This is a genomic window from Nocardioides sp., from assembly GCF_050246775.1.
GTDB lineage: Bacteria > Actinomycetota > Actinomycetes > Propionibacteriales > Nocardioidaceae > Nocardioides.
In genome coordinates, this window is record NZ_JBFWVK010000006.1 from 47,038 (window position 1) to 72,588 (window position 25,551).

General features: G+C 68.8%; 24 protein-coding genes. 7 read left to right on the forward strand and 17 right to left on the reverse strand.

Going from position 1 to position 25,551, the window contains the following annotated elements; genetic code table 11:
- Positions 1 to 14: 14 nt before the first annotated feature.
- Together AB7I40_RS20340 and AB7I40_RS20345 are read right to left on the reverse strand one after the other, a co-directional pair.
- Complete coding sequence (locus tag AB7I40_RS20340) at positions 15 to 251, reverse strand: hypothetical protein (RefSeq protein ID WP_428345176.1); 237 nt, start codon at positions 249 to 251, stop codon at positions 15 to 17.
- Positions 248 to 2,047 (reverse strand): 3-hydroxyacyl-CoA dehydrogenase family protein, encoded by a 1,800-nt coding sequence (locus AB7I40_RS20345; protein WP_428345175.1) that lies wholly within the window; start codon positions 2,045 to 2,047, stop codon positions 248 to 250. The genes AB7I40_RS20340 and AB7I40_RS20345 overlap by 4 nt, the downstream gene beginning before the upstream one ends.
- A 151-nt stretch (positions 2,048 to 2,198) precedes the next feature.
- On the opposite strand from AB7I40_RS20345, the gene nucS reads away from it, so the two are divergent.
- The gene (nucS, locus tag AB7I40_RS20350) at positions 2,199 to 2,888 is read left to right on the forward strand and encodes an endonuclease NucS (protein WP_428345174.1); all 690 of its coding nucleotides are present in this window, start codon (positions 2,199 to 2,201) and stop codon (positions 2,886 to 2,888) included.
- Complete coding sequence (locus AB7I40_RS20355; RefSeq protein WP_428345173.1) at positions 2,888 to 3,406, forward strand: DUF952 domain-containing protein; 519 nt, start codon at positions 2,888 to 2,890, stop codon at positions 3,404 to 3,406. The genes nucS and AB7I40_RS20355 overlap by 1 nt, the downstream gene beginning before the upstream one ends.
- Position 3,407: 1 nt before the next feature.
- Here AB7I40_RS20355 and AB7I40_RS20360 read toward each other — a convergent pair whose 3' ends face one another.
- Both AB7I40_RS20360 and AB7I40_RS20365 read right to left on the reverse strand, forming a co-directional pair.
- A complete protein-coding gene (locus AB7I40_RS20360; RefSeq protein ID WP_428345172.1) occupies positions 3,408 to 4,313 on the reverse strand; it encodes an FAD-dependent oxidoreductase in 906 nt (301 codons plus the stop codon).
- A 35-nt stretch (positions 4,314 to 4,348) separates the two neighbouring features.
- Complete coding sequence (locus AB7I40_RS20365) at positions 4,349 to 4,540, reverse strand: hypothetical protein (RefSeq protein ID WP_428345171.1); 192 nt, start codon at positions 4,538 to 4,540, stop codon at positions 4,349 to 4,351.
- Between the two features lie 71 nt (positions 4,541 to 4,611).
- Here AB7I40_RS20365 and AB7I40_RS20370 point away from each other — a divergent pair, with 71 nt between their 5' ends.
- Positions 4,612 to 5,100, forward strand: coding sequence for a DUF427 domain-containing protein (locus tag AB7I40_RS20370; RefSeq protein WP_428345170.1), 489 nt, complete (start codon positions 4,612 to 4,614; stop codon positions 5,098 to 5,100).
- A 12-nt stretch (positions 5,101 to 5,112) separates the two neighbouring features.
- Here the strand turns inward: AB7I40_RS20370 and AB7I40_RS20375 are convergent, their stop codons facing one another.
- Positions 5,113 to 7,113 carry a protein meaA gene (locus AB7I40_RS20375; protein WP_428345169.1) on the reverse strand — a complete coding sequence of 667 codons (2,001 nt, stop codon included), beginning with the start codon at positions 7,111 to 7,113 and terminating at the stop codon, positions 5,113 to 5,115.
- A 67-nt stretch (positions 7,114 to 7,180) separates the two neighbouring features.
- Positions 7,181 to 7,489 (reverse strand): STAS domain-containing protein, encoded by a 309-nt coding sequence (locus AB7I40_RS20380; protein ID WP_428345168.1) that lies wholly within the window; start codon positions 7,487 to 7,489, stop codon positions 7,181 to 7,183.
- Positions 7,490 to 7,721: 232 nt separating this feature from the next.
- Here AB7I40_RS20380 and AB7I40_RS20385 point away from each other — a divergent pair, with 232 nt between their 5' ends.
- Entirely contained in the window at positions 7,722 to 8,297 is a 576-nt protein-coding gene (locus AB7I40_RS20385) for a cob(I)yrinic acid a,c-diamide adenosyltransferase (RefSeq protein ID WP_428345167.1), read from the forward strand.
- Positions 8,298 to 8,388: 91 nt separating this feature from the next.
- Positions 8,389 to 10,500 (forward strand): MMPL family transporter, encoded by a 2,112-nt coding sequence (locus tag AB7I40_RS20390; protein WP_428345166.1) that lies wholly within the window; start codon positions 8,389 to 8,391, stop codon positions 10,498 to 10,500.
- Between the two features lies 1 nt (position 10,501).
- Here the strand turns inward: AB7I40_RS20390 and AB7I40_RS20395 are convergent, their stop codons facing one another.
- The gene (locus AB7I40_RS20395) at positions 10,502 to 13,819 is read right to left on the reverse strand and encodes a BTAD domain-containing putative transcriptional regulator (protein ID WP_428345165.1); all 3,318 of its coding nucleotides are present in this window, start codon (positions 13,817 to 13,819) and stop codon (positions 10,502 to 10,504) included.
- A gap of 111 nt (positions 13,820 to 13,930) precedes the next feature.
- Here AB7I40_RS20395 and AB7I40_RS20400 point away from each other — a divergent pair, with 111 nt between their 5' ends.
- Complete coding sequence (locus tag AB7I40_RS20400; RefSeq protein ID WP_428345164.1) at positions 13,931 to 15,352, forward strand: FAD-binding oxidoreductase; 1,422 nt, start codon at positions 13,931 to 13,933, stop codon at positions 15,350 to 15,352.
- An 89-nt stretch (positions 15,353 to 15,441) separates the two neighbouring features.
- On the opposite strand, the gene AB7I40_RS20405 is transcribed toward AB7I40_RS20400, so the two are convergent.
- From AB7I40_RS20405 to AB7I40_RS20420, 4 genes are all read right to left on the reverse strand, one after another.
- Entirely contained in the window at positions 15,442 to 16,665 is a 1,224-nt protein-coding gene (locus tag AB7I40_RS20405) for an RNA polymerase sigma factor (RefSeq protein ID WP_428345163.1), read from the reverse strand.
- Positions 16,666 to 16,669: 4 nt separating this feature from the next.
- Entirely contained in the window at positions 16,670 to 17,056 is a 387-nt protein-coding gene (locus AB7I40_RS20410; RefSeq protein WP_428345162.1) for a YciI family protein, read from the reverse strand.
- A gap of 102 nt (positions 17,057 to 17,158) precedes the next feature.
- Positions 17,159 to 17,695 carry a GNAT family N-acetyltransferase gene (locus tag AB7I40_RS20415; RefSeq protein WP_428345161.1) on the reverse strand — a complete coding sequence of 179 codons (537 nt, stop codon included), beginning with the start codon at positions 17,693 to 17,695 and terminating at the stop codon, positions 17,159 to 17,161.
- A gap of 112 nt (positions 17,696 to 17,807) precedes the next feature.
- Entirely contained in the window at positions 17,808 to 18,962 is a 1,155-nt protein-coding gene (locus AB7I40_RS20420) for an AAA family ATPase (RefSeq protein WP_428345160.1), read from the reverse strand.
- 197 nt (positions 18,963 to 19,159) lie between these two features.
- Here AB7I40_RS20420 and AB7I40_RS20425 point away from each other — a divergent pair, with 197 nt between their 5' ends.
- Positions 19,160 to 19,291 carry a hypothetical protein gene (locus AB7I40_RS20425; RefSeq protein WP_428345159.1) on the forward strand — a complete coding sequence of 44 codons (132 nt, stop codon included), beginning with the start codon at positions 19,160 to 19,162 and terminating at the stop codon, positions 19,289 to 19,291.
- A 105-nt stretch (positions 19,292 to 19,396) separates the two neighbouring features.
- Here AB7I40_RS20425 and AB7I40_RS20430 read toward each other — a convergent pair whose 3' ends face one another.
- From AB7I40_RS20430 to atpA, 6 genes are read right to left on the reverse strand one after another with little or no spacing between them, the layout of a single operon-like run.
- The gene (locus AB7I40_RS20430; protein ID WP_428345158.1) at positions 19,397 to 20,566 is read right to left on the reverse strand and encodes an MFS transporter; all 1,170 of its coding nucleotides are present in this window, start codon (positions 20,564 to 20,566) and stop codon (positions 19,397 to 19,399) included.
- Between the two features lie 4 nt (positions 20,567 to 20,570).
- Positions 20,571 to 21,035 carry a DUF2550 domain-containing protein gene (locus AB7I40_RS20435; RefSeq protein ID WP_428345157.1) on the reverse strand — a complete coding sequence of 155 codons (465 nt, stop codon included), beginning with the start codon at positions 21,033 to 21,035 and terminating at the stop codon, positions 20,571 to 20,573.
- 13 nt (positions 21,036 to 21,048) lie between these two features.
- The gene (locus AB7I40_RS20440) at positions 21,049 to 21,441 is read right to left on the reverse strand and encodes a F0F1 ATP synthase subunit epsilon (protein ID WP_428345156.1); all 393 of its coding nucleotides are present in this window, start codon (positions 21,439 to 21,441) and stop codon (positions 21,049 to 21,051) included.
- Positions 21,441 to 22,898 (reverse strand): F0F1 ATP synthase subunit beta, encoded by a 1,458-nt coding sequence (atpD, locus tag AB7I40_RS20445; RefSeq protein ID WP_428345154.1) that lies wholly within the window; start codon positions 22,896 to 22,898, stop codon positions 21,441 to 21,443. Before atpD ends, AB7I40_RS20440 begins: the two co-directional genes overlap by 1 nt.
- An 8-nt stretch (positions 22,899 to 22,906) precedes the next feature.
- Positions 22,907 to 23,833, reverse strand: a complete 927-nt coding sequence (locus AB7I40_RS20450; RefSeq protein ID WP_428345153.1) for a F0F1 ATP synthase subunit gamma — start codon at positions 23,831 to 23,833, stop codon at positions 22,907 to 22,909.
- A 2-nt stretch (positions 23,834 to 23,835) separates the two neighbouring features.
- Positions 23,836 to 25,479 carry a F0F1 ATP synthase subunit alpha gene (atpA, locus tag AB7I40_RS20455; protein ID WP_428345152.1) on the reverse strand — a complete coding sequence of 548 codons (1,644 nt, stop codon included), beginning with the start codon at positions 25,477 to 25,479 and terminating at the stop codon, positions 23,836 to 23,838.
- Positions 25,480 to 25,551: the final 72 nt, after the last annotated feature.

Here is a 25,551-nt window from a genome sequence, read left to right on the forward strand (position 1 = left end):
TCTGACAGCAGCGCTCAGCGGCGTCGGTGCCTGGCGCGCCAGCACGAGGTGTGCCAGTGCCGACGCTCGTCCGCCCCGGTCGCGTCGCGCCCGAACGTCGAGGCGAGCACGGGCCAGGCCACGACGTGTGGCGTTGCCGGCCGGATCGGCTGATGACAGCCCGGGCAGGTGTAGGTCCGGCTCGCAGTCGAGCCGGTCAGGCGGCGTACGACGAAGTCCCGCCCGTCGTACGACTCGACCTGGTCGTTCAACGGACGGAGTAGTCGCGGAATCCCCGCTTGGTCTTGCGGCCGAGGTAGCCAGCCGTGACCAGGTGCTCCAGCAGGGGCGCCGGCGCGAAGCCCGGCTCGCGGAACTCGAGGTAGAGCTCACGCTGGATCGCCAACGAGACGTCGTTGCCGACCACGTCGAGCAGCTCGAAGGGCCCCATCGGCAGGGCGCAGCCCTGCTTCATCGCGGTGTCGATGTCGTCTGCCGTGGCGTAGTGCGCCTCGAGCATCTTGACCGCGTCGTTGAGATAGGGGAACAGCAGCGCGTTGACGATGAAGCCCGCCCGGTCACCGCACGAGACGGCCACCTTGCCGATCTTGGCGCACAGGGCCCTCGTGGTCTCAGCCACCGCGTCATCGGTGGCGACCGTGGTGACGACCTCGACCAGCTTCATGATGGGCGCCGGGTTGAAGAAGTGCATCCCCACGACGTCCTGGGGTCGCCTTGTCACCTTGGCCAAGGAGATGATCGGCAGCGACGAGGTGGTGGTGGCCAGGATCGCGCCGTCCTTGCAGATCTCGTCGAGGTTCTCGAACAACGTCGTCTTGATCTTGAGGTCCTCGGCGATCGCCTCCACGGCGATGTCCACGGTCGCAAGGTCGTCGAGGGACGTGGACCCGGTCAGTCTGCCCAGGATCTCGCCCTTGGCCGACTCCTGGAGCTTGCCGCGCTGAATGGCCTTGTCCAGGGAGCGCTCGATGCTCGTCCGCACCCCGTCGACCTTGTCCTGCGACCGGCCGACGTAGAGCACGTCGTACCCGGCCTTCGCGAACACCTCGACGATACCCGAGGCCATGGTGCCCGTGCCGACGACGCCGACCGTCGTGATGTCGTGACGCATCTGGGGCGCGTCGTCGGCCGACGGGGTCGCGGCGTCGGCGACCACGATCGGGGAGTCGGGCGCCTCGTAGGTGTAGAAGCCACGACCGGACTTACGCCCGAGCATGCCGGCGGTGACCATCTGCTTCAGGATCGGCGCGGGGGCGTGCAGCCGGTCGCGACCCTGCTTGTACATCGTGTCGAGGATCTCGTAGGCGGTGTCGAGACCGATGAGGTCAAGCAACGCCAGCGGGCCCATCGGGTAGCCACAGCCGAACCGCATGGCCGCGTCGATGTCCTCACGAGAGGCGTAGTGCCCCTCGAAGAAGGACACCGCGTGGTTGAGGTAGCCGAAGAGCAGCGTGTTGGCGATGAAGCCGGCCTTGTCGCCGCAGATGACCGGGTTCTTGCCCAACCGACCCACGAGAGCCTTGACATCCTCGAGCACGCTGGGCTCGGTGACCACCGTGCGGACGATCTCGACGAGATTCTGCACCGGCGCCGGGTTGAAGAAGTGCACCCCGACAACCCGGCCCGGGCTGGAGTTGGCGGTCGAGATCTCGGTGACCGACAGCGACGACGTGTTGGTCGCCAGGATCGCGTCGGGCTTCACCACATCGTCCAGGGCACGGAAGATCGACTTCTTGAGCTCGATGGACTCCACGACGGCCTCGACGACGAAGTCGGCTTCAGCCAGGTCGGCCATGGTGGTCGTGAGCGTCACGTGGGCGAGCAGATCGGCCTGCTCGGCCTCGGTGAGCTTGCCTCGCTTCACGGCACGAGCAGTGGAGTGCTCCAGGTGCTGGCGCCCACGCTCGAGGGCCTCGTCGTTCACCTCGACCCCGATCACGGCGTACCCGTTGCGGGCGAAGACCTCGGCGATCCCGGCGCCCATGGTGCCGAGGCCGACGACGCCGATGGTGGCGAACTCACGATGGTCGGTGGGGGTGCTCGTCATGCCCCGGATCATCCCACGGCATGCGCCGGTCGCTCCTGTTGGATTTGTCACCCCCTTCTCGATAGTCCAGAACGTTGGGCACTCGAAACGCCGGGTCGTCGGTGCCGACCGTTCGGGACTATCGAGGAGGGGTGACGTAGATTGCGTGTCCGTGAGACTCGTCGTTGCCACCTGCCAGGTCGACTACGCCGGCCGCCTGACCGCGCATCTCCCGATGGCCAGGCGGGTGCTGATGATCAAGGCAGACGGTTCGGTGCTGGTGCACAGCGACGGCGGCTCCTACAAGCCACTGAACTGGATGAGCCCGCCCTGCACGCTGCGCGAGGGCACCAGCGAGGACGGCGACGTGGAGTGGACGGTGACCAGCCGAAGCACCGCCAAGGGGCCGGAGGACACGCTGCGCATCCTGATCCAGGAGATCCATCACGACACCGCGCACGACCTGGGGGTCGACCCGGGCCTGCAGAAGGACGGCGTGGAGAAGCATCTCCAGGAACTGTTGGCCGAGCACCCCGCGACCCTGTCGGTGGGACTCACTCTCGTGCGTCGCGAGTTCCCCACGGCCATCGGCCCGGTCGATCTCATGTGCCGCGACGCGGAGGGCAGGGCCGTCGCGGTGGAGATCAAGCGCCGAGGCGACATCGACGGCGTGGAGCAGCTGACCCGCTACCTCGAGCTGCTCAACCGCGACCCCCACCTCAAGCCGGTGCGCGGGATCTTCGCCGCGCAGGAGATCAAGCCACAGGCCCGGGTGCTGGCACTGGACCGGGGCATCGCGTGCGCCCTGGTCGACTACGACGCACTGCGCGGACTCGACGACCCGACGGCCCGGTTGTTCTAGTGCGGGTCTTCCACATCGCGCTCGAGTCCGAGTGGCGAGCGGCCGAGCGCACCGGCACCTACACCACCTCCACGCTGGGGCGCACCCTGGACGAGGAGGGCTTCATCCACACCTCACGGGCCGACCAGGTCGCGGCGGTCCACGCCCGCTACTACCGCGGCGTGCGCCAGCCCCTGGTGCGCCTCGACATCGACACCGACAAGCTCACCTCGCCCTGGCGCGAGGATCCCGTCGGCGACGACACCTACCCCCACATCTACGGACCCCTGAACGTCGAGGCCGTCACCGCTGTCCGTCCCTGGCACCGCGCCGGACGGGAGAAGACCTTCCTGGAGCTCTTCCTGGGTGAGGCCATCGTGCGCATCCTCCTGGCGCTCGCCGCCATGTGGCTGGCCGTTCTCGGCTCGGTCCTCGGAGGTGCGGTCGACCACGAGAACGGGCGCGCGATCGGGGCGCTGCTCGGCCTGGCCCTCGGAGTCGTGGCCTTCGTCGTGGTGCTGCGGCGGCGAGGCCGCTGATTCAGGCGCTCGCCATCGAGGCCACCGTCTGTGCGCACCCCCAGCTGAGCGTGACACCGGCGCCACCGTGGCCGTAGCAGTGGATCACCCGCCCGATCCGTTCCACGCGCACCGCGGGTCGCACCGGCCGCAGACCCACCTTGTGCCGCAGGATCCGGGCCCCCTCGAGCTCGGGCACCAGCGCGACGGCGCGCTCGAGGATGGCCTCAGCGACCTGCGGGTCCGGCGTCCGGCTCCACTCCCCCTCGACCTCGGTGCCACCGACCACGATGTCCTTGGCGCGCGGGACGACGTACGTCGGGTGCTCGCGCTCGAAGGCCCACCGCTCCAGGCCCACCTGCTCGACGTGGAGCACCTGGTCACGCACGGGGACCACGGACCGGTCACCTCCCAGGAGCCGGGCGCCCAGGCCTGAGCAGTTCACCACCAGGTCGGCACCGCTCGGCAGGGCAGACAGGTTCATGCGGGTCAGCGTGCCGTCCCGCTCGGTCACCCGGGCGGTCAGCCAGTCCAGGTAGAGCGGCATGTCGATGACCGGCGACACGAAGGTCCATCCGTCCACGTAACCCTCCGGCAGGGAGGTCTCGCGGTCGAGACCCGGCACCGCGTCGGCCCACCAAGGGGTCCGCTGGCGGGTGGTGAAGAACTCCGTGCCGGTGCGCATGGAGACCCCGGTCGCGGAGTCGTGCGCCAGCCCCATGAACTCGGCGTAGGACGCCCCCGCCCACTCCAAGATCCGCTCCTGGGGCAGCGCCCGGTAGGGGTACCAGAGCGCCGGCGCGACCGCAGAGGTCGTCTCCTGGGGAAGGTCACGGGCCACCACGTCCACGCGGTGCCCTGCCTCCAGGAGCCGGAGCGCGCAGGTGAGCCCGGCGACACCAGCCCCGACGACGATCACGCGTGCCATGCCGGCGAGTCTGCCCTATGTGCGTGGCGGAGCCCTCAGGCGGCGATCTTCGCGGTCTTGACCAGCTTGCGCTTCTTGACCGTGTAGCCGGCAGGCAGGGTGCCTTCCTTGAGCATCTTCAAGGGGCAGCGTGAGCACTTGGACTTGGACACGCAGCACTTGCTCTTGGGCAGCTTGACCTTGCCCTTGCCCTTGGGCCCCTTGAGACCCTTCTTGCCCTTCGCCACGTGAGCAGCCTACCTGACTCCCTAAGGCTTGCCTAACCTAAATGTCAGGAGTCGGACCGTACGGTGGGGGCGTGACCCCCGAGAAACCAGGCCCCGGCCAGGAGTCCGTCTGGGACTATCCGCGCCCCCCACGTCTCGAGACCAGCAGCGAGACGGTCGAGATCCGCCTGGGCGGTCAGGTGATCGCCCGCTCCACGGCCACCTTGCGGATGCTGGAGACCAGTCACCCGCCGACGTACTACCTCCCGCGATCCGCTTTCACCGCCGGGCTGCTGCGTCCGGTGGCCGGCAGCACCTTCTGCGAGTGGAAGGGCGAGGCGGCGTACTTCGACATCGTCACCGCGGTCCGTACGGCGCCACGAGCCGCCTGGACCTATCCCTCACCGACCGGCGGGTACGGCGCCTTGGTCGACCACGTCGCGGTGATGCCGGCAGCCATGGACGAGTGCACCGTCGACGGCGAGGTCGTGGTGCCGCAGGAAGGCGGCTTCTACGGGGGCTGGATCACCTCACGGGTGGTCGGACCGTTCAAGGGGCGCCCGGGTTCCTGGGGCTGGTGAGGCTCGCTCCGGTCAGGACAGCCCGTTGGCAGTGCGGATCACGTCGACGATGCCGTCCATGATCTCGGTGAGACCGAAGTCCTTGGGCGTGTAGACAGCAGCGATGCCGAGCTCGCGCAGTGCCCGAGCGTCGGAGTCGGGAATGATCCCGCCCACGATCACCGGGACGTCGTCGAGTCCGGCGGCGCGCAGGCCCTCGAGCACCGCAGGCACGAGCTCCATGTGCGAGCCGGACAGGATCGAGAGACCGACGCAGTGCACGTCCTCCGCGACCGCGGCCGCGACGATCTGCTCCGGCGTCAGCCGGATGCCCTGGTAGATGACCTCGAAGCCGGCATCGCGAGCCCGGACCGCGACCTGCTCGGCACCGTTCGAGTGACCGTCCAGGCCAGGCTTGCCGACCAGGAGCCGCAGCCTGCCCCCGAGTGCCTCACCGGTTGCCTTGACCCGCTCTCGTACGGCGCCCAGCTCGGTGCCTGCCTCGGCTGCACCCACCGCACCGGCAACGCCCGTGGGGGCCCGGAACTCACCGAACACCTCGCGCAGGGTGCCGGCCCACTCCCCTGTGGTCGCACCAGCACGGGCAGCCACGAGGGTGGCCGCCATGAGGTTGCGCTCGGACTTCGCGTCCTCGGCCAACTGGGCCAGGGCAGCGGTCACCGCGCGCTGGTCGCGGGCCGCCTTCCAGGCGGCTACGGAGTCGAGGGCGGCCTGCTCGGCCCGCGGATCGGCGGCCATGATGGCCCCGTCCAGGTCGGCGGTCAGCGGGGACGGCTCGGTGGTCTGGAAGATGTTGACGCCGACGATCTTCTCCTCGCCCGACTCGATCCGCCCTCGCCGCGCGGCATGGGCCGAGACAAGGGCCTGCTTCATGTAGCCCGACTCGACCGCAGCGATGGCACCCCCCATCGCCTGCACCCGGTCGATCTCGGCCCGGGCGCCCTCGACGAGCTCTGCCACCTTCGCCTCGATCACGCGGGAGCCGTCGAAGATGTCGTCGTACTCCAGGAGGTCTGACTCGAACGCGAGCACCTGCTGCAGGCGCAGCGACCACTGCTGGTCCCAGGGACGGGGCAGCCCCAGGGCCTCGTTCCAGGCCGGCAGCTGGACGGCGCGAGCCCGGGCGTTCTTCGACAACGTCACGCCGAGCATCTCCAGCACGATGCGCTGCACGTTGTTCTCCGGCTGGGCCTCGGTCAGGCCGAGCGAGTTGACCTGGACGCCGTAGCGGAACCGGCGCATCTTGGGGTCCTCGACGCCGTAGCGCTCCCGGGTGATCTGGTCCCACAGCTCGACGAACGCCCGCATCTTGCAGGTCTCCTCGATGAACCTGACCCCGGCGTTGACGAAGAACGAGATCCGGCCGACGACCGCGCCGAAGTCGGCCTCGGAGACCTGGCCCGATGCGCGCACGGCGTCGAGCACCGCGATCGCCGTGCACAGGGAGTAGGCCAGCTCCTGGGTGGGGGTCGCGCCGGCCTCCTGCAGGTGATAGCTGCAGATGTTGATCGGGTTCCACTGCGGGATCTGGTGGACGGTGTAGGAGATCATGTCGCTGATCAGCCGCAACGAGTGCTCGGGTGGGAAGACGTAGGTCCCCCGCGAGAGGTACTCCTTGACGATGTCGTTCTGGGTGGTCCCGGCGAGTTGGGCGGCGACCTCGGTCGGATCCATCCCGGGGTTCTGCTCCTCGGCAGCCACCTGGTAGAGCGCCAGCATCCACATCGCGGTGGCGTTGATGGTCATGGAGGTGTTCATCCCGGTCAGCGGGATGTCCTCGAAGAGGCGTCGCATCTCACCGAGGTGTGGCACAGGGACTCCGACCTTGCCGACCTCACCGCGCGCGAGGGGCGAGTCCGGGTCGTAGCCGGTCTGGGTGGGCAGGTCGAAGGCCACCGACAACCCTGTCTGGCCCTTGGCCAGGTTGGTGCGGTACAGGGCGTTGGACGCTGCGGCCGTGGAATGGCCGGCGTAGGTCCGCATCACCCAGGGGCGATCCTTCTCAGCACTCATGATCCTGAGGGTAGGACGAAGGTTGCTGATCGGTAACCGTTCGAGGCTGTGGGAAAAGCCTCACGGCTCAGGCGCTCGCCGCCACCCTCTCGACTTCGACGACGCGGATCAGGTGGGACAGGTGCAGCAGGCGTCGTACGGCGGGACCGCAGCCGCGCAGCGTGAGATGCCGACCCAGGCGCTCGGCATTGCGGGTGGCGACGGCAAGGACGCGGAGTGCGGTCAGATCGATGCTGCCCACATCGGTGAGGTCGATGACCACGTCGTGGTCGTGGCCTTCGAGGTGCTCGTAGATCGCGGTGCGCACCTCCCAGGTGCTGCGCACGTCGAAGTCACCGCTGAGGACGAGCCGTGGCCCGTCGGTGATGATGTCCAATGTGCAGCCCTTCGGTTGCCGAGATCTCCCGATGCCTCACCCGCGAGTGGGTATCTACCCGTACAGACGTCTTCGTAGTCGCATTGGTTGCCACCTCGCCAGACATTTTTCGGCGTGTCGTGATTTGGGTCACATTGCGAACACATAGTGGGTCTTTGTCCGGTTTCGGTTGAGCGTTCACCTTCCTCGACCCCGATCGGGGCGCTCGCGCGCACCGACTAGCCTGCAGAGCATGGTCAACCTCACCCGCATCTACACGCGCACCGGCGACGCCGGCACCACCAGGCTCGGCGACATGAGCGAGACGTCGAAGAACGATGCCCGCCTGCACGCCTACGCCGACGTGGACGAGGCGAACGCCCAGCTCGGCGTGGCGCTGGTCCTCGGTGGTCTCGGCCAGGACGTGGTGGCCGTCCTGACCCACATCCAGAACGACCTGTTCGATGTCGGGGCCGACTTCTGCACCCCTGTCGTGGAGAACCCCGAATATCCCCCGCTGAGGATCGAGTCCGACTACGTCGACCGCCTCGAGGCCTGGTGCGACTCGTTCAACGAGGACCTGCCGGCGCTGCGGTCCTTCATCCTCAACGGCGGCACCGCAGGCGCGGCCCATCTGCACGTCGCTCGCACCGTCGTACGGCGGGCCGAGCGCTCGGCGTGGGCTGCCTATGCCGAGCACGAGGAGACCATGAACGTGCTGGCGATCACCTACCTCAACCGACTCTCCGACCTGCTCTTCATCCTGGCCCGCCACGCGAACAAGGAGCAGGGCGACGTCTTGTGGGTCCCCGGCGGAGATCGCGGCTGACCGACCGCTCCAAGTCAGCCCCAAGCCGGGTCCAAGCGCGGCGATCGAACCTTGCAGGGTCAACAACGACCCTCTTCGACAAGGAACGACGATGTCACGCTTCCTCTACCGTCTCGGCCGCGGAGCTGCGCTGCACCCGTGGCGCACTCTGGCCAGCTGGGCGATCCTCGCCGGCCTGGTGTTCGCCCTGGCCTCGGCCTTCGGAGGCACACCGAAGGACAACTGGGACGTGCCCGGGGCCCGTTCACAGCAGGGCATCGACCTGCTCCGTGAGCACGTCCCCGGCGCCGGCAATGCCTCGGCCCAGGTGCTCGTGCACGCTGAGGGCGGCCGCCCCACCGCGGCGCAGCTCACCGCGCTGTCCGACCGACTCGCGGCGATGGACCACGCCGTCGCCGTCTCCGAACCCCGCCTGTCCGCCGACGGGGACACCGCGCTGCTGGTGGTCTCCTACGACGTGCCGGTGACCGATCCCGACCTCATGGGGAACCTCGAGCCACTGGAGGCGGCCAGCACCGACACCCGCGCCGACGGCCTCCAGGTCGAGTTCGGGGGTGAGCTCCCCAGCACGGCGGCTGCCCCGATGACCGGCCGCGGCGAACTCATCGGCGTGCTCGCCGCTCTGATCATCCTGGTGGTCGCGTTCGGCTCCGTCGTCGCGGCCGGGCTCCCGATCGCCGTCGCCCTGGTCGGTCTCGGGATCGGCAGCGGCGGTTTGGCGCTCCTCGCCGGGCTCACCGACGTCAGCACCTCCGCACCCACCGTGGCCAGCATGGTCGGGCTGGGCGTGGGAATCGACTACGCCCTGCTGCTGGTGACCCGCCATGCGGAGTTCCTGCGTCGGGGACTCGATGTTCCCGACGCCGCAGGACGGGCTTCGGCCACCGCCGGACGATCCGTGCTGTTCGCCTCGGGCACGGTGCTGGTCTCGCTGATGGGGCTGCGCCTGGCCGGGCTGTCGACGTACTCCTCGTTCGGGTTCGCCACAGCCATCGCCGTGATCGCTGTCATGGCCTCGGCTCTCACCCTGGTGCCGGTGCTCTGCAGGTTCGCCGGTCTCCGCCTGCTCCCCCGCGGTGTCCGCAAGGGCACGGTGTCGGACCGGGCGCCGCTGACGGCACGCTGGGCACGCCGGGTGGCGCGTCGGCCCCTGCCGTGGGCACTGGCCGCCGTCGCCCTCATGATCACCATCGCGCTGCCCGCCTTCGACATGCGTACCTGGCCGCAGGACGCGAGCAGCGGTTCGAAGGACCTGACCACCCGCAAGGCCTTCGACCTGGTCGCAGCCGAGTTCGGACCGGGAGCCAACGGCCCCCTCACCGTTGTCGTGGACCGCGACCGCGCCGATCAGGACGCCCTGCCCAAGGTCGTCGACGTCCTGGGGTCCCACCCGGACCTCGTGGCTGTGGGCGCCCCGGCGATCTCCCCCGACGGCCAAGTGGCGGTGCTGGAGGTGCAACCGGGCTTCGGACCGGCCGACGAGCGCACCACCGCGCTGATCGCCGACCTGAGGGCTGACCTGCCCTCCGGGACTGAGGTGACCGGCAACACCGCCCTGCTCTCGGACATCTCACAACTGCTCGCGCAGCGGCTGTGGCTGGTCATCGGCTTCGTCGTCAGCGTCTCGGTGCTGATGCTGGCCATGGCGTTCAGGTCCGTGGTGGTCCCACTCAAGGCAGCGGTGATGAACCTGCTGTCGATCGGTGCGGCGTACGGCGTGCTGACGGCGGTCTTCCAGTGGGGCTGGGGGGTCGAACTGCTCGGACTCGACCACGCGATGCCGGTGTCGAGCTGGGTGCCGATACTGATCTTCGCGATCCTGTTCGGGTTGTCCATGGACTACGAGGTCTTCCTGCTCTCCCGCGTGCGGGAGGACTGGCTGGACACCGGAGACGCGCACGAGAGCGTGATCCGGGGCCTGTCCGACACCGGGCGGGTGATCACCTCCGCCGCGGCCATCATGGTCGCCGTCTTCCTGGGCTTCGCCTCCGAGGTCGACGTCACCGTCAAGATGTTGGGCGTGGGCATGGCCACGGCCATCTTCCTCGACGCCACGGTCGTCCGGATGGTCCTGGTGCCCGCGACGATGTCGATGCTGGGGCGCTGGAACTGGTGGCTGCCCGGCTGGCTGGACCGGGTGCTTCCCGAGCTCGACCTCGAGGCAGACGAGCCGAAACAGGACCTCACGCCCGCCGCGCTGTGACTCAGAAGTGAAAACGCTCCCGCTGGTCGCCCAGCCATTGGGCGACCAGCGGGACGTCCCAATCCAGACACAGGCGCAGCGCCTCGTCAGCGTGGCGTCGCGCCAGGTCGACGTCGCCGACGGACGCTGCCGCCAGCGCGAGGAACGCGTCCACCGGACCGGCGGCGTTGCCCGAGCCGGCCACGCAGCTGCGTCCTCGGTAGGGCGCCAGGCGGGCCAGCACCCGGGCGCCCAGCTCTAGGTCCTCGCAGAACAGAGCCACCTCCGCAGCGTTGCACCAGGCGAGCAAGGAGAACCAGTCGTCGGTGTCGAGGTCGATCGTGTGCGTCCTGGCGTAGTCCCTGGCCTCGTCCTCCGCACCCCCGCGCCAGAGGAAGGCCGCCACGGTCCCCGAGATCGGAAACGGCCCGCCCTCCATGGCCTTCAGCATGTCGGCCGCCTGTGCGCTGGTGCCCTTCCACATGCTCAGCGCGATCAACGCACCGGCTGCCGCATCCTCGGACTGCTCCAGGGTGATCTGGGAGTCCAAGCGCTGGATCCGCTCCAACAGGGCGTCGCACTCGTCGAAGCGACCCGCCATCGCCATCCACGGCAGCACCAGATTGTCGAGGACCAGCAGCCCGTAGGGCAGCCTGAGCCGCTCGGCCTCGGCACGGGCCACCTCCACCGCCCGCCACATCTGTGCCGGTCGTCCCAGCTCGCCCAGAGCCACCGCACGCAGCGTCGCGGAGACGACGAAGGACCGCTCACTGCCACACTCCTCGGCCAGGGCGAGCGCCTCCTCGGCCAGCACCAGTCGCTCCGGCGAGTTGGCGGGGTGCCACAGGCTGACGAAGGCGATCTGGCAGGCATCGAGCAGCAGTTCGCGATCCCCCAGTCGCCGGGCCATCGCCAAGGCCTCGTCGACCAACGCCTCGCGTTCGGTGAAGGGAGCGCCGTAGTAGAGCTCGTTGGCCAGGCTCAGCAACGCACGGCACCGCAGCGCCCCGTCCTCGGGAGGCAGCTCACGCAAGCAGCTCCTCAGCGCCGCCACGATGCGCGGGTGCACCTGACCGTGGCCGGCTGACTGCCACAGCGCACCTTGGGTCGTGGCGATCGCCGCCCGAGCCACGAGCTCGGGATCACCGAGGGACTGCGCGACCATGACCGCCTCCTCGACAGTCGCGGTCAGCTCGGGCCACATCGCTGACCACCGATACGCGTCGATGAGGTCCAGCAGCACGTCGTAGCGCTCACGAGGGGTCGCATCGGGGTCCAGCGCCATCGAGTCGAGGGCGGCCCGCAGCAACTCGGCCACCTCCTCGTGGGCGAACAGTCGCCGGGCGAGCGCCGCAGCCGTCACCGCGGACCGCCAGCCCTGCGCGGCGTACGCCGGGCCGGCAGCCAGCCAGTGCCGTGCCTCCTCCGTCTGCCGGCCACGTGATCCGCTGAGCGCGACGGCGACTCGCGCGTGCACGCGGGCACGACGCGACGCGCTCAGGCCGAGCATCAACGTGTCCGCCACCAGCGCGTGCGAGAAGGTGAAGCGGTCGACCCCGTCCTCGCGGACCAGCCCGGCCGCCTCGGCAGGTTCGATCACGTCGAGAAGGTCGTCCGGGTCGATCCCCGCCGCGGCCGCGAGGGTGGCGGCGTCGAAGCCCCGGCCGATGACGGCCGCGGTGCGCAAGGCGCTCACGGTCGGGTCCGGGAGCCGGGCCAGACGACGGGTCAGGACCTCCTGCACCCCGGTCGGCGGATCGGAGTCGGTCACGAGCCTGTCGAGGTCGGGATGCTCGCCGGCCAGCCTGGCGTACTCGACAAGGAAGAAGGGGTTGCCCTCCGTCCGCTTCCTCAGCGCATCGGCCTGCAGGCCCGAGGGTCGCTGGTGGGCGACCCCCTCGAAGACCTCGGCCACGGCGTCGGCGCTCAGTCCGCTCAGCTGCAACCGGGTGGCGTGACGACGGGCCAGGGTCTCGGCGACGTCGGCCAGCGCTCCGGTGGGCTCCGGGTGCGCCCGCCACGTGACAACCAGGAGCAACCGCTCGCGAGTGACCGACTCGGCAAGCAGGCGCAGCACTCGCAAGGTGGAGGCGTCGGCCCAGTGCAGGTCCTCGAGGATGACCACGAGGGGGCGCTCGAAGGCTGCCGCGCGCACCGCCCGCGCGATCAGGTCCCAGGACCGAAAGCGACTGCTGTCGTCGTCGGTCTCAGGAGGCCCTGGGGGTTCGAGTCCGAGAGTCTCGAGGACCGACATCCAGGGCCACAGGGGCGGGGCACCCTCGTCCTGCGAGCACTGGCCCACCGCCACCTGCGCACCCTGCCGACGCGCCAGCGCCCCCAGCTCGGCGGCAAGCCTGCTCTTGCCGATGCCGGGCTCCCCGGTCAGCACGGCGTGGCTCGGGCCGCCCGCGGCGGCGGTGTTCATGGCGGCCAGCAACTGGTCGAGCTCCGCGTCACGGCCGACCATCGGCCACGGTGCCACCAGCTCGGCAGGATCGGGCTCAGCGCGGCGCGGCTGCGGGACCGTGGCCCGCGCGTTGGAAGTCGTCGGTGCCACCCAGTCCAGAGCCGGATCCTGACGCAGGACGGCGGTCTGCAGGTCACGCAGCTCGACCCCGGGCTCGATCCCGAGCTCGTCGTCCAGGACCTCCCGGACCGTGCGCAGCACCTCCAGGGCGTCGGCCTGCCGACCGGCGCGCGTCAGGGCCAGGGCGCGCAGGCCCCACAACCGTTCGCGCAGCGGGTGCTCGCGCGTCATCGCCTCCAGCTCGGCCGCAACGGTCGCGTGACGCCCCAGGGCCAGCTCGGCGACCGCCCGATCCTCCAGGGCCACGAGGCGGAGCTCCTCGAGTCGAGCCCGCTCGGCGACGGCTGAAGGCGCCTCCTCCAGTTCGCCGTACGGCGTACCTCGCCACAGGCGAAGCGACGCATCGATGCTCGCGACGGCCTCACGCAGGTCGGCCTCCGACAACTGCGAGGGAGTCTGCAGGCGATGGTGCTGCTCGGTCACCACGCCTTCGAAGACCTGGGCGTCGACACCGGTCGGGTCGGCACGAAGCGCGTACCCCGGCGCCACCGTGACCAGCACCGTGGCTGGCGCCCGGCGCTCCCGCTCCGGCTCGATCACCCGGCGAAGTCCGGACACGTAGGCCTGGAGCGTCGCGGTCACGCCAGGCGGCGGACGATCGTTCCAGAGCAGGTCGACGATCGTGTCCACCGACACCGGTCGACCCCGAGACAGCGCCAGGGCGGCGACGAGCGCGCGCTGCTTCGGTGTGCCCAGGTCAACCGCTCGCCCACCCAGGCGCACCTCGATCGGTCCGAGGACTGCCACCTCCACGTCCGCAGCATAGGGAAGCGCAGCCTCCTGGGTAATCCCTCCAAGTCAGTTCGAAGTGATCTCCAAGTGGTGAGCCCGAGAGTCGGAGCACCGACAACCAAGGAGCACATCATGACCATCGAGCTCAGCCTCGAGACCGCCACCACTCCGGCCGCACACCTGCGTGGCCTCTGCGGTGGGAACATCCACCTGCCCGGGGACCCCGGGTACGACGCCGCCCGCCTCCCCTGGAACGTGGCCGTCGACCAGCGGCCGGCCGCTGTGGCCTTCCCGCGCACCGCCCAGGAAGTCGCACAGGTCGTCCGACGGGCCGGCGAGGCCGGGCTGCGCGTGGCCCCCCAGAGCACCGGGCACAACGCCGGTCCTCTCGCCGCCCAGGGCCTCGACGACGTCGTGGTCGTGCGGACGTCCGAGATGTCCATGGCCATCGCCGATCCGGTCCGTGGGATCGTCCGGGTGGAGGGCGGGACTCTCTGGGAGCCCGCCGTCGACGCGGCCGCGGCGCACGGGCAGGCCGTCCTGCACGGTTCGTCGCCCGACGTCGGCATCGCCGGCTACTCGTTGGGCGGCGGGATCGGCTGGTACGCCCGCAAGCTCGGCCTCGCCGCCAACAGCCTCACGGCGGTCGAGCTCGTCATCGGCGACGGAAGCGTGGTGCGGGCCGACGCAAACACCAACCCCGAGCTGTTCTGGGCGGTGCGCGGAGGAGGCGGAAACTTCGGTGTCGTCACCGCGCTCGAGTTTCGGATGTACCCGATCGAGACGGCCTACGCGGGGATCCTGCTGTGGGACCTGGCCGACCTGGAGCCGGTGCTCCGCGAGTGGTCGGCATGGGCCCCCGGGGCACCCGACGAGATCACCACCTCACTGCGAGCGCTGCGGATGCCGCCGATGCCGGAGCTGCCCGACTTCCTACGCGGTCGGCAGGTCGTGGTCATCGACGGCGCAGTGATCGGCTCCGACGAACGTGGCGCACAGCTGATCGCCGGCCTGCGAGCCCTGCGGCCCCAGATCGACACGTTCGCACGGGTCCCGGCCAAGTCGCTGGTGCGGCTGCACATGGATCCCGAGGGGGGCGCGCCGTTCGCCTCCGACAGCACCATGCTCGGCTCCTTCCCGGACGGCGCCGTCGACGCGTTCCTCACCGAGGTCGGCCCCGATGCCGACACGTCGCTGCTGATGGCCGAGCTGCGCCAGCTCGGTGGAGCGCTCGGCCGACCCCACGAGGGTGGTGGGGCCCTGTCACAGCTGGACGCCCCATTCGTGTCATTCGCAGGCGCCATCGCGGCAACTCCCGAGCTCGGGGCCCAGGGACACGCCGACGCAGTCCGGCTCACGCAGGCGCTGGCGCCGTACTCGAACGGACGTCAGTACCTGAACTTCGCCGAGAACGTTGTCGATGCCAGGACGGCGTACGCCGATCGCGCGTGGCTGCAGCTCAAGGGCATCAGGTCCGCCGTGGATCCCCATGGGATCTTCGTCTCCAACCACCGCGTGCCGCGACTGTTCGAGAAGGGTCGCGTCACCGACTGAGGCTCGCGCCGATCGCGCCGTCCCGTCCGGGGCGGCGCGATCGCGGCTCTCCAGGGTGCCGACGCCGCCGGACCGGATCACGGCGACGGTCAGGGTGCCGCTGGTCCGACGCGTCGAACCTGGTGGGCTCTGTCGTTGAGGTAGCGCTGCTCGGCGATCGAGTCGGTGAGTGCGGCCGCCCGCGCATAGGCAGCAACGGCCGCTGGGTCCCCGACGGCCTCGAGCAGGTGTGCCATGGCCGCGTGGATCCGGTGGTCTCGTGGGCGGGCCCGCAACAGCGGCTGCAGCTCCTCAAGTCCTGCGAGGGGTCCACGCAGCTCACTGAGGGCGATGGCCGCGCCGAGCTCGGCAGCTGGGCTCGGGGACACGCTGAGCAGCATGCGGTAGAGCTCGTGGATCTGGGCCCAGTCCGTGGACCGCAGCGTCGTCGACGTGGCGTGCACGGCAGCGATCGCGCCCTGCAGCTGGAAGGGCCCCACCGGACCCGTGGGAAGTGCCTCCTCCAAGAGGGACACTCCGCGCGCGATCAGGTCCCGGTCCCACTGCCCCCGATCCTGCTCGGCCAACGGGACCAGCATCCCGTCGCGTGTGCGTGCCGCCGCACGTGCTTGCACCAACAGCATCAGGGCAAGCAGACCCGAGGTCTCGGGGTCACGCGGCAGGGCGCGGTGAAGCCGTTCGGTGAGCCGGATGGCTTCGGACACCACGTCTTGGTTGATGACCGCGGCACCCGAGGGTGGAGCTGCCCCGGTGGTGAAGATGAGGTGCAGCACATGTCGTACGGCATGCAGGCGAGGCGGCAGCTCAGCCATCTCGATGCCGGCGAACCGGGCATCATGAGCGCGAAGCGTGGCCTTGGCCCGGCTGATCCGCTGGGCGGCCGTTGCCTCGGGGACGAGAAGCCCGGCTGCGATCTCGCGCGTGGTCAACCCGGCCACCGCTCGCAGCGTCAAGGCGACGGACGAGGCGGTGCTGAGGCAGGGGTGACAGCACAGCATCAGCATCTGCAGGGAATCATCCTGGTCGCCGGTGCGGGCGCTCCACGATGCGACATCGGGAGTCGCATCGCTGATCTCCCGCTGGGTGCGGGCGGCGTTCGCCCGGGTGACGTCGATCAGCCTGCGGGAGGCGACCCGGATCAACCAACCGCGAGGGTTCCGGGGCACCTCGTCACGCGGCCATTGCGCAGCGGCTGCGGCCAACGCTTCCTGGGCGGCGTCCTCGCAGTCCTCCAGCACCGACCCGCGGCGCAGCAGCGCCGCCAGGACGTGTGGCGCCTCACGGCGCCACACCTCCTCGATCTCGGCGGACACCGGGTCAGGACTCTTCGCCCGGTCCCATCGTCGGGCGGAGCTCGACCGTGTCGCCCGGGCACGAGAAGGCAGCGGCGATCTCCTCGGCGCGCTCGTGGGACTCGACATCGATGAGGAAGAAGCCGGCCAGGTGCTCCTTGCTCTCGGCGTACGGACCGTCCACGGGAAGCGGCTCGCCACGGAAGTGGAACACCCTCGAGGTCGTGGGGTCGCCCAGCGCACACCCGTAGACGACCTCTCCCCTGGCATCGGCGTCACCGAACACCTTCTCCCACCGAGCCCCGAGCTCCTTCTGCTGCTGGGCCGGCAACGCCTGGTACTCAGTCGTGAAGTCGCTCGTCGGGTGGCCCCACGGTTGCGGGTTGGAGTGGATCAGGATGACGTACTTCATGAGTGTTCCCCTTCGTTGGCGGCGGCCGATCGGTCGCCTTTCTACCCGAACGTCGGAGCCCCGACCCAGATCTCGACACAGCCTGCCATTTCGTTCGGGGTGTCAGTCGGCGGGATCTGCCGTGGACGGCGCACGCCAGTCCCGTCTGATCAGCCCGAACACCCACGAGTCCGACACCTCGCCGCCGACGACACAGTCCTCCCGCAAGGTCCCTTCGTGGACGAAGCCGAGCTTCTCCAGCACGCGAGCAGAAGCAGCGTTACGGGTATCTGCCTCGGCCTGGACCCGGTTGAGGTCCAGGCTGTCGAACGCCCAACGCAGCAGGGCACCTGCCGCCTCCGTGGCGTAGCCGAAGCCCCAGGCCGACTCAGTGAAGCAGTAGCCCAACGACGCGCTGCGGTAGTCGGAGTTGTAGCGAGTCACACCGCACCAACCGAGGAAGGCGCCGTCGGATCGACGGTCCACTGCCAACCGCGCGCCACTGCCCTCGTCGGCAATCGTGCGGCAGTCCGCCACGAACCGCTCCGCGCCGACTCGCTCGGTCCACGGCGGCGCGTCCCAGTAGCGCAGCACGGAGGCGTCGCTGTGCAACGCGAACAGGGCATCTCGATCCGCGTCGACGAAGGGACGCAGAGCCAAGCGATCGGTGTGAAGCGTGGGGCTCGGACAGGGCATACGTGCGATCGTGCCTCGCACGCCGCCCGGACACCAATGATGAGGTGCCGTACGCCGCGCCGGTCCGGATGCCGACTCAAGACGCGTCGGCCGGCACCAGGAGGTTCTCGGTCTGTGCCAGCACCGTGTCGACGGTTCGTCGGCTCACCTCGATGAGGATGTCCTCGTCAGCCTGTACGTCGAGCGTCGCCTGCTGTGCCAGTGCGTTCCGCACGACCTCGGCCTGATGTTCCGGCGTGGCTCCCACCACGTCGTCACCAGCCAATCTCGCTTCGCTCCCCGAGGTCCGCTCACGCACATGCGCGGCGATGGTCTCCGCGTCGGCCCTGAGCCTGACGATCGTCACCGTGTTCCCAGCGGAGACCCTGCGCACCAGGTCATGCTCCGCGCTGCCGCGCAGATGGCAACTGGCGATCAGGCGTACGGCGCCGCGGGCGGTGAAGAGTTCGTGAAGCGAGGCCAGGTTGGATACCCCCAACACGGTCGCTGCCGGGCCGTTGCCCTCAACGTTTCGCACGAACGACAGCTGGTCGAGGTCGGCGAAGCCGGTCATGCTCCCGCGGTCCCAGGACGAGCGGGCGAGCCCGAAGCCGATGGTCGACGTACCGACGGCCCTCGTCCCGGTGATGGCGACGAGACCGGCTTGTCCGGCTGACCACATGCGGGGCCGACCGGCGGCGCCGACACTCGTCTCTAGGGTCGACAACAGGGGGCGAATGCGGTCGACCACCTCCTCGAGGCTCGCTCCTGCGGTGTCGATCGAGGCGTCAGCGATCCCTGCGTCGCGCAGGGTCGCGGCTTCAGCGACCACCTCATCGGCGTCCGCCTGATCCCAGCCACGCTCCAGGATCCGCCGGCGCAGTGTGGTCTCCGGCGTGTCGAGAAGGCACCGTGTCACGTGGGCGTCGGGGTGCTCAGTCGCGCCGGCTGGAGTCTCCGGGTCGAGGACCCCGGACACGATCAGTGCCCGGGCTCCGGACGCGGCGTAGTTGGGAATCAGCGCATTCAGCGCCTCGGTCTTCAGCCGAAAACGTTCCGGATCAACCTCTGACTCCGGATAGAGCATCCCGACCTGGTCGATGTCGAGGTAGGCAACGGCCACCCCTTCTCGGGCGACCCTCTGGAAGAGGGCCCAAGCAGTGGTCGACTTGCCAGCGGCTGGCGCCCCGCAGATCCACAGCAACGGGAGGGCCGGAGGAGAGCCGTTGAACTCCTCGCCATGGCACCTCATCCGTCTCGCCTCCATCGCACACAATCCACCACGGCTCGGTCGCCGGCAAGGGCGCTCCGACGCCCATCTGACCGCCAGTCGGCCCGAGCCAGCACGACAGCCTGAGGCACGGTGCCCTCAACCTGACTCGACGACAAGGGACTGCGTCCTTCCCTAGGATGGGCGAATCCGTCCAGGAAATGATCGGTAGGTGCTGGTTGACCGCGCAGGACCTGATGATGTTCGTCATCGCTTCGGCGGTGATCGCGATCGTCCCGGGGCCCGACATCATGTACCTGGGCCTCCCGCGCAGCGTGGTCCCCCGGTCTCCGCGAGGTGACGGAAGCTGAGCCCGCCCCTCGGCCCATCCGGTGGGATCGGGCGATCGAGGTGACCAGCGCCGACAGCCGGAACGACCTGCCTGTTGACGCGGTGGGACGTAGCCGCGAGTGAACTCAGTGTGCCGGCTTCCGAGCGGCCGGCACCAAGAGCGCGGAAGGCACCAGCAGCACCGCAACGGCCAGCAACGCCTTGAGGGTGCCCACCTCGTCGGCCAGGAACCCCAGCAGTGGCGGACCGGCCAGGAACGCCGTGTAGGCGATCGTCGAGACCACGCTGACCCGCGCCGCGGCATGGGCTTCATCGTCCGACGCCGCACTCATGCCTACGGGGAAGCCCAGCGACGCCCCGATCCCCCACAGCACGATCCCCACGACGACAAGCAGCACCGAGCCACCGAACACGATGAGGACCACCCCCATCGCGGCAGCCGCGATCGTGGACCACAGCACCGGTACGCGCCCGAAGCGGTCCAGCATGGCAGGGCCGAACAGGCGGCCGCCGGTCATGGCCACGACGAACAGCCCGAAACCCGCGACCCCCACCCAGCGCTCGACGTCATAGCCGTCGATCAGGGAGACCGCCAACCAGTCGTTCGCAGTGCCTTCGGTCAAGGCCAGCGCAAAGACCATGGCCCCGATCAGTAGTGTGCGGGGCTCCAGCCAGGCAGACCAGGCAGACCGCTGGGCAGGCAGGTCCTCGCCAGCCTCGGGCTGCTCGATCGCGGGCAGGAAGCGTCCGGTCGTCACGAGACCAGCGGCCATGATCAACCCAGCGACTGCGACCAGGTGCCACTCGAGTGGCAGTCCCGCCGCCGTCGTCAGGGCACCGACCGCCGCACCCATGACTGTCCCGAAACTGAACCCCGCGTGAAAGCGCGGCATGATCGTGCGCCCGACCAGGCGTTCGACGGTCGCACCTTCGACATTCATGGCGACATCCCACAGACCCACGCCGAGGCCGTAGATGAAGAGCCCCACGGCCGTGACCGCGATATTGCCAAGCAGGCCGGTCCCGACCGACACCAGGACGAGGCCGAGCGCGTCGGCACTGATCCCGAAGCGCACGACGTTCCCGGGTCCGAACCGGTTGATCAGGACGCCGCTGCTGGGCAGGGTCAGCACCGAGCCGGCCGAGATCGCCAACAACAGCAGCCCGAGACCACCGTTGCTCAAGGACAGTTCGTGGCGCGCCTCGGGGATCCGCGAGATCCAGGAGGCGAATCCGAAGCCGTTGAGGAAGAAGGACAGGGCGACGGCGTTGCGGGCTGTGAGAGTGCGCTCCATCGAATCAGACATTGCCCGGCGAGTCACCCGGGCGTACGCCGCGGGAGCCGGGAGGCATGGCTTCGAGCCAGGACTGGAAGCCCATCAGCGAGGATTCACTCATGGCGAACTCGACGTCCCCGGCCGCAGTGGAGCAGGTGACGATCGTCGAATCGGCGAACAGTGAGATCTGTTCGCCGGGGGTGGGGCTGCGTCGCCCGGCGTACTCGAGGTCGAACCGGAGCCACACCCGCTTGGGTCGGGGCGAGAGAGAGAAGATCCGGAACCATTCAAGCGACTCCCCGGAGTAGCGCCCGATGCCGAGAAGCCAACCGCGCCCGATCGCAGAGGATCGGGCGCGGTGACTCAACTCGAACGTTCCGCCGTGTCGCGACAGCACCCGTCGCCGGACGATGAGGGCGATGCCGTAGCAGCCGGTCAGGATCAGAAGCAGGCCGATCGCATCAGCCAACCATTCCCATACCGGCATCTACCGTCGCGCCTCAGGATGCCTTTTCGACGGCGCGGATACGTGCCTCGGCACGCCGCACCGCCTCGGCAGCATCGTCGTCGTTCTCCCCCGCGGCGTGGGCGCGTTCCAGATCCTGGCGAGCCTTCTCCAGGTCGATGTCGTGCGACATCTCGGCGTATTCGGCGAGGATCGAGACCCGGTTTGCTGCAACGGACAGGAACCCCGCCGACACGGCCGCCACCCAGGTCTCGCCGTCATCGGTCTGGACGTCCACCACGCCGTCGACCAGGAGGGAGAGCAACGGTGCGTGGTGAGGCAGGATCCCGACATCGCCGTCGGTAGTGCGGGCGATGACCATCGTGGCCTCGCCCGACCACACCAGACGATCAGCCGAGACCAGCTCGACCTGCAGGAGGTCGCTCATCACAGGCTCTTCTGGATCTCAGCCCACTTGGCCTCGACGTCGTCGAGCCCACCGCACATGAAGAACGCCTGCTCCGCCACGTGGTCGTAGTCACCGTCCGCGATCTTGTTGAACGCCTCGATGGTGTCGCCGACCGGAACCGTCGAGCCTTCGATGCCGGTGAACTGCTTGGCGACGTAGGTGTTCTGCGACAGGAACCGCTGGATCCGGCGGGCCCGGGACACGATGACCTTGTCCTCTTCGGACAGCTCGTCGACACCCAGGATCGCGATGATGTCCTGGAGCTCCTTGTTGCGCTGCAGGATCTGCTTGATCCGGACGGCGCACTTGTAGTGGGCCTCGCCGATGTACTGCGGGTCGAGGATCCGTGACGTCGAGGTCAGGGGGTCCACCGCCGGGTAGATACCCAGCGACGCGATCTCGCGCGACAGCTCGGTGGTGGCGTCGAGGTGGGCGAAGGTGGTCGCCGGAGCAGGGTCGGTGTAGTCGTCGGCCGGCACGTAGATCGCCTGAAGTGAGGTGATCGAGTGGCCACGCGTCGAGGTGATCCGCTCCTGGAGCTGCCCCATCTCGTCGGCGAGGTTGGGCTGGTAGCCCACGGCGGACGGCATCCGGCCCAGCAGGGTGGACACCTCGGAGCCGGCCTGGGTGAACCGGAAGATGTTGTCGATGAAGAGCAGCACGTCCTGGTTCTGCACGTCGCGGAAGTACTCCGCCATCGTGAGGGCGGACAGGGCGACCCGAAGGCGGGTGCCCGGCGGCTCGTCCATCTGTCCGAAGACCAGCGCGGTCTGGCCGAGAACGCCGGCCTCCTCCATCTCGGCGATGAGGTCGTTGCCCTCACGGGTGCGCTCACCGACTCCGGCGAACACCGACACACCACCGTGGTCCTTGGCGACGCGAGCGATCATCTCCTGGATCAGCACGGTCTTGCCGACACCGGCACCACCGAACAGGCCGATCTTCCCACCCTGGACGTAGGGGGTCAGCAGGTCGATGACCTTGATGCCGGTCTCGAACATCTGGGTCTTGGACTCCAGCTGGTCGAACTTCGGCGCCTTGCGGTGGATTCCCCAGCGCTCCTTGACGTCGAGGGTCTCCCCCTCCTTGAGGTTCAGGCAGTCACCGGTGGTGTTGAACACCTTGCCCAAGGTGATGTCGCCGACCGGGACGCTGATCGGGCCGCCGGTGTCGCGCACCTGCGAGCCACGAACGAGTCCGTCGGTCGACTTCATCGAGATGGCACGGACCATGCCGTCCCCGATGTGCAGAGAGACCTCGAGGGTGAGCTCGGTGGTCACGCCGTCCAGGGTCAGGTCGACCTTCAGGGCGTTGTAGATCTCGGGCATGTTGTCCGTCGGGAACTCGATGTCCACGACAGGTCCGATGACACGTGCAACGCGGCCTACGCCGTGGCTGGCCTCGGTGGTCTCGGTCTCTTCGACAGTGGCAGTCATGTCTTCTCTCACTCCCCGGCGGTCGCGTCGGCCAGCGCGTTGACGCCACCGACGATCTCGCTGATTTCCTGGGTAATACCAGCCTGGCGGGCCTGGTTGGCAATTCGGGTGTACTTCTTGATGAGCTCTTCGGCGTTGTCCGTGGCGGACTTCATCGCCTTCTGTCGCGCAGCCAACTCGGAAGCGGCAGCCTGCAGCAGGGCGAACCAGATCCGGCTCTGCACGTAGCGCGGGAGCAGGTTGTCGAGGACGTCCTGAGGGGACGGCTCGAACTCGTAGAGCGGGAGCACGTCGTCCTCGGCAGGTGCCTCGGTGCCTTCGACAACCTCGAGCGGCAGCAACCGCACCGTGGTCGGCTCCTGGACCAGCATCGACCGGAAGCGCGTGTAGATCACGTGCACCTCGTCGACGCCTGGCACGCCGTCGTCCGCCGTTTCGCCACTCTCGGTGAGGAACGCCTCGATGAGCGTCTGCCCGATGTCACGCGCAACGTCGTACGTCGGCTGGTCGGAGAAGCCCGACCACACCTCGAGGACCGGACGCTGCCGGAACTTGAAGTAGGCCTCGCCCTTGCGCCCAGCGATGTAGAAGTCGATGCTCTTGCCCTCGCCCCGCAACTTCTCCGCGAGCCGCTCGGCCTCCTTCAACACGTTGGAGGAGTAGGCACCGGCGAGACCGCGGTCGCTGGTCACGATCAGCACCGCAGCCCGCTTGGGGTTCTGCGGCTCGGTGGTGAGCGCGTGCTCGACGTTCGAGAACGTCGCGACCGCGGACACGGCCCGAGTCAGCTCGCGGGCGTACGGCGCGGCCGCCTGGGCCCGCTGCTGCGCCTTGATGATCCGGGACGCAGCGATGAGCTCCATGGCGCGCGTGATCTTCTTCATCGACTCCGTCGACTTGATCCGCGCGCGGTACTCACGCAGCGAGAGGGCCATGGTCAGCCCTTCTTCTTCTGCACGACGATCTGCTCCTGCTCGACCGCTTCGTCCTCGAGGGCGTCGTGCTCCTCGTGTCCAGCCTTGATCGAGCCACCATCGGAGGTCTCGAACTGGCCGAGGAACTCGTCGTACGCCGAAGCCACAGCGGTGGCCGTGTCGTCGTCGAACTTCTGCGACTCGCGGATGCCGTCGAGGATCGGGGCGTGCGAGCGGCGCAGGAAGTCGAGGAACTCCGACTCGAAGCGCAGTACGTCGTCGGCGGGCAGCTTGTCGAGTCGACCACTGGTGCCGGTCCACAGCGAGACCGTCATCTCCTCGACCGGGTAGGGCGAGTACTGCGGCTGCTTGAGCAGGGCCATCAGGCGCTGGCCACGGTCCAGCTGCTGACGCGAGGCGGCGTCCAGGTCGGAGGCGAACATGGCGAACGCCTCCATGGCCCGGAACTGGGCCAGGTCGACCTTGAGCGAGCCGGTGACCGTCTTCATGGCCTTGGTCATGGCCGAACCACCGACGCGCGAGACCGACACACCGACGTCGATGGCCGGGCGCTGGTTGGCGGCGAACAGGTCGGACTGCAGGAAGATCTGGCCGTCGGTGATCGAGATGACGTTGGTCGGGATGAAGGCCGACACGTCGTTGGCCTTGGTCTCGATGATCGGAAGACCGGTCATCGATCCCGCGCCCATCTTGTCCGAGAGCTTGGCGCAACGCTCGAGCAGCCGGCTGTGCAGGTAGAACACGTCACCGGGGTAGGCCTCGCGACCCGGCGGACGGCGCAGCAGCAGCGACACCGCGCGGTAGGCCTCGGCCTGCTTGGTCAGGTCGTCGAACACGATGAGGACGTGCTTGCCTTCGTACATCCAGTGCTGACCGATGGCCGAGCCGGTGTAGGGAGCGAGGTACTTGAAGCCCGCGCTGTCCGAGGCCGGGGAGGCGACGATCGTGGTGTACTCCAGAGCGCCGGCCTCTTCCAGGACGCCACGCACCGCGGCGATGGTCGAGCCCTTCTGACCGATGGCGACGTAGATGCAGCGGACCTGCTTGGTCGGGTCGCCGGTCTCCCAGTACTGCTTCTGGTTGATGATCGTGTCGATCGCGATCGTGGTCTTGCCGGTGGCGCGGTCACCGATGATCAGCTGGCGCTGTCCGCGCCCGATCGGGGTGAGGGCGTCGATCGCCTTGATGCCGGTAGCGAGCGGCTCGTGCACCGACTTGCGCTCGACCACCGAGGGGGCCTGGAGCTCAAGGGCACGACGACCGCTGGTCGCCACCTCGCCGAGGCCGTCGATCGGGGTGCCGAGCGGGTCGACGACCCGACCGAGGTAGCCGTCTCCGACGGGCACCGACAGGATCTCGCCGGTGCGGCGGACGGGCTGGCCCTCTTCGATCTTGTCGAAGTCACCCAGGACGACGACACCGATCTCGCGGGTGTCGAGGTTCAGGGCGATGCCCAGCGTGCCGTCCTCGAACTCCAGCAGCTCGTTGGCCATGACAGAGGGAAGGCCACTGACGCGTGCGATGCCGTCACCGGCCTCGGCAACGGTGCCGACCTCTTCCTTGCTTGCGGTCTCGGGCTTGTAGTCCGACACGAAGCGCTGCAGCGCGTCCCGGATCTCGTCCGGACGGATCGAAAGCTCCGTCATTTGTCTTCCTCACTTCTCGTCTGCTGGAAAGTTCTGGTTGCGCCACTGGCGATGGTCGAGCTTGTCGGGACC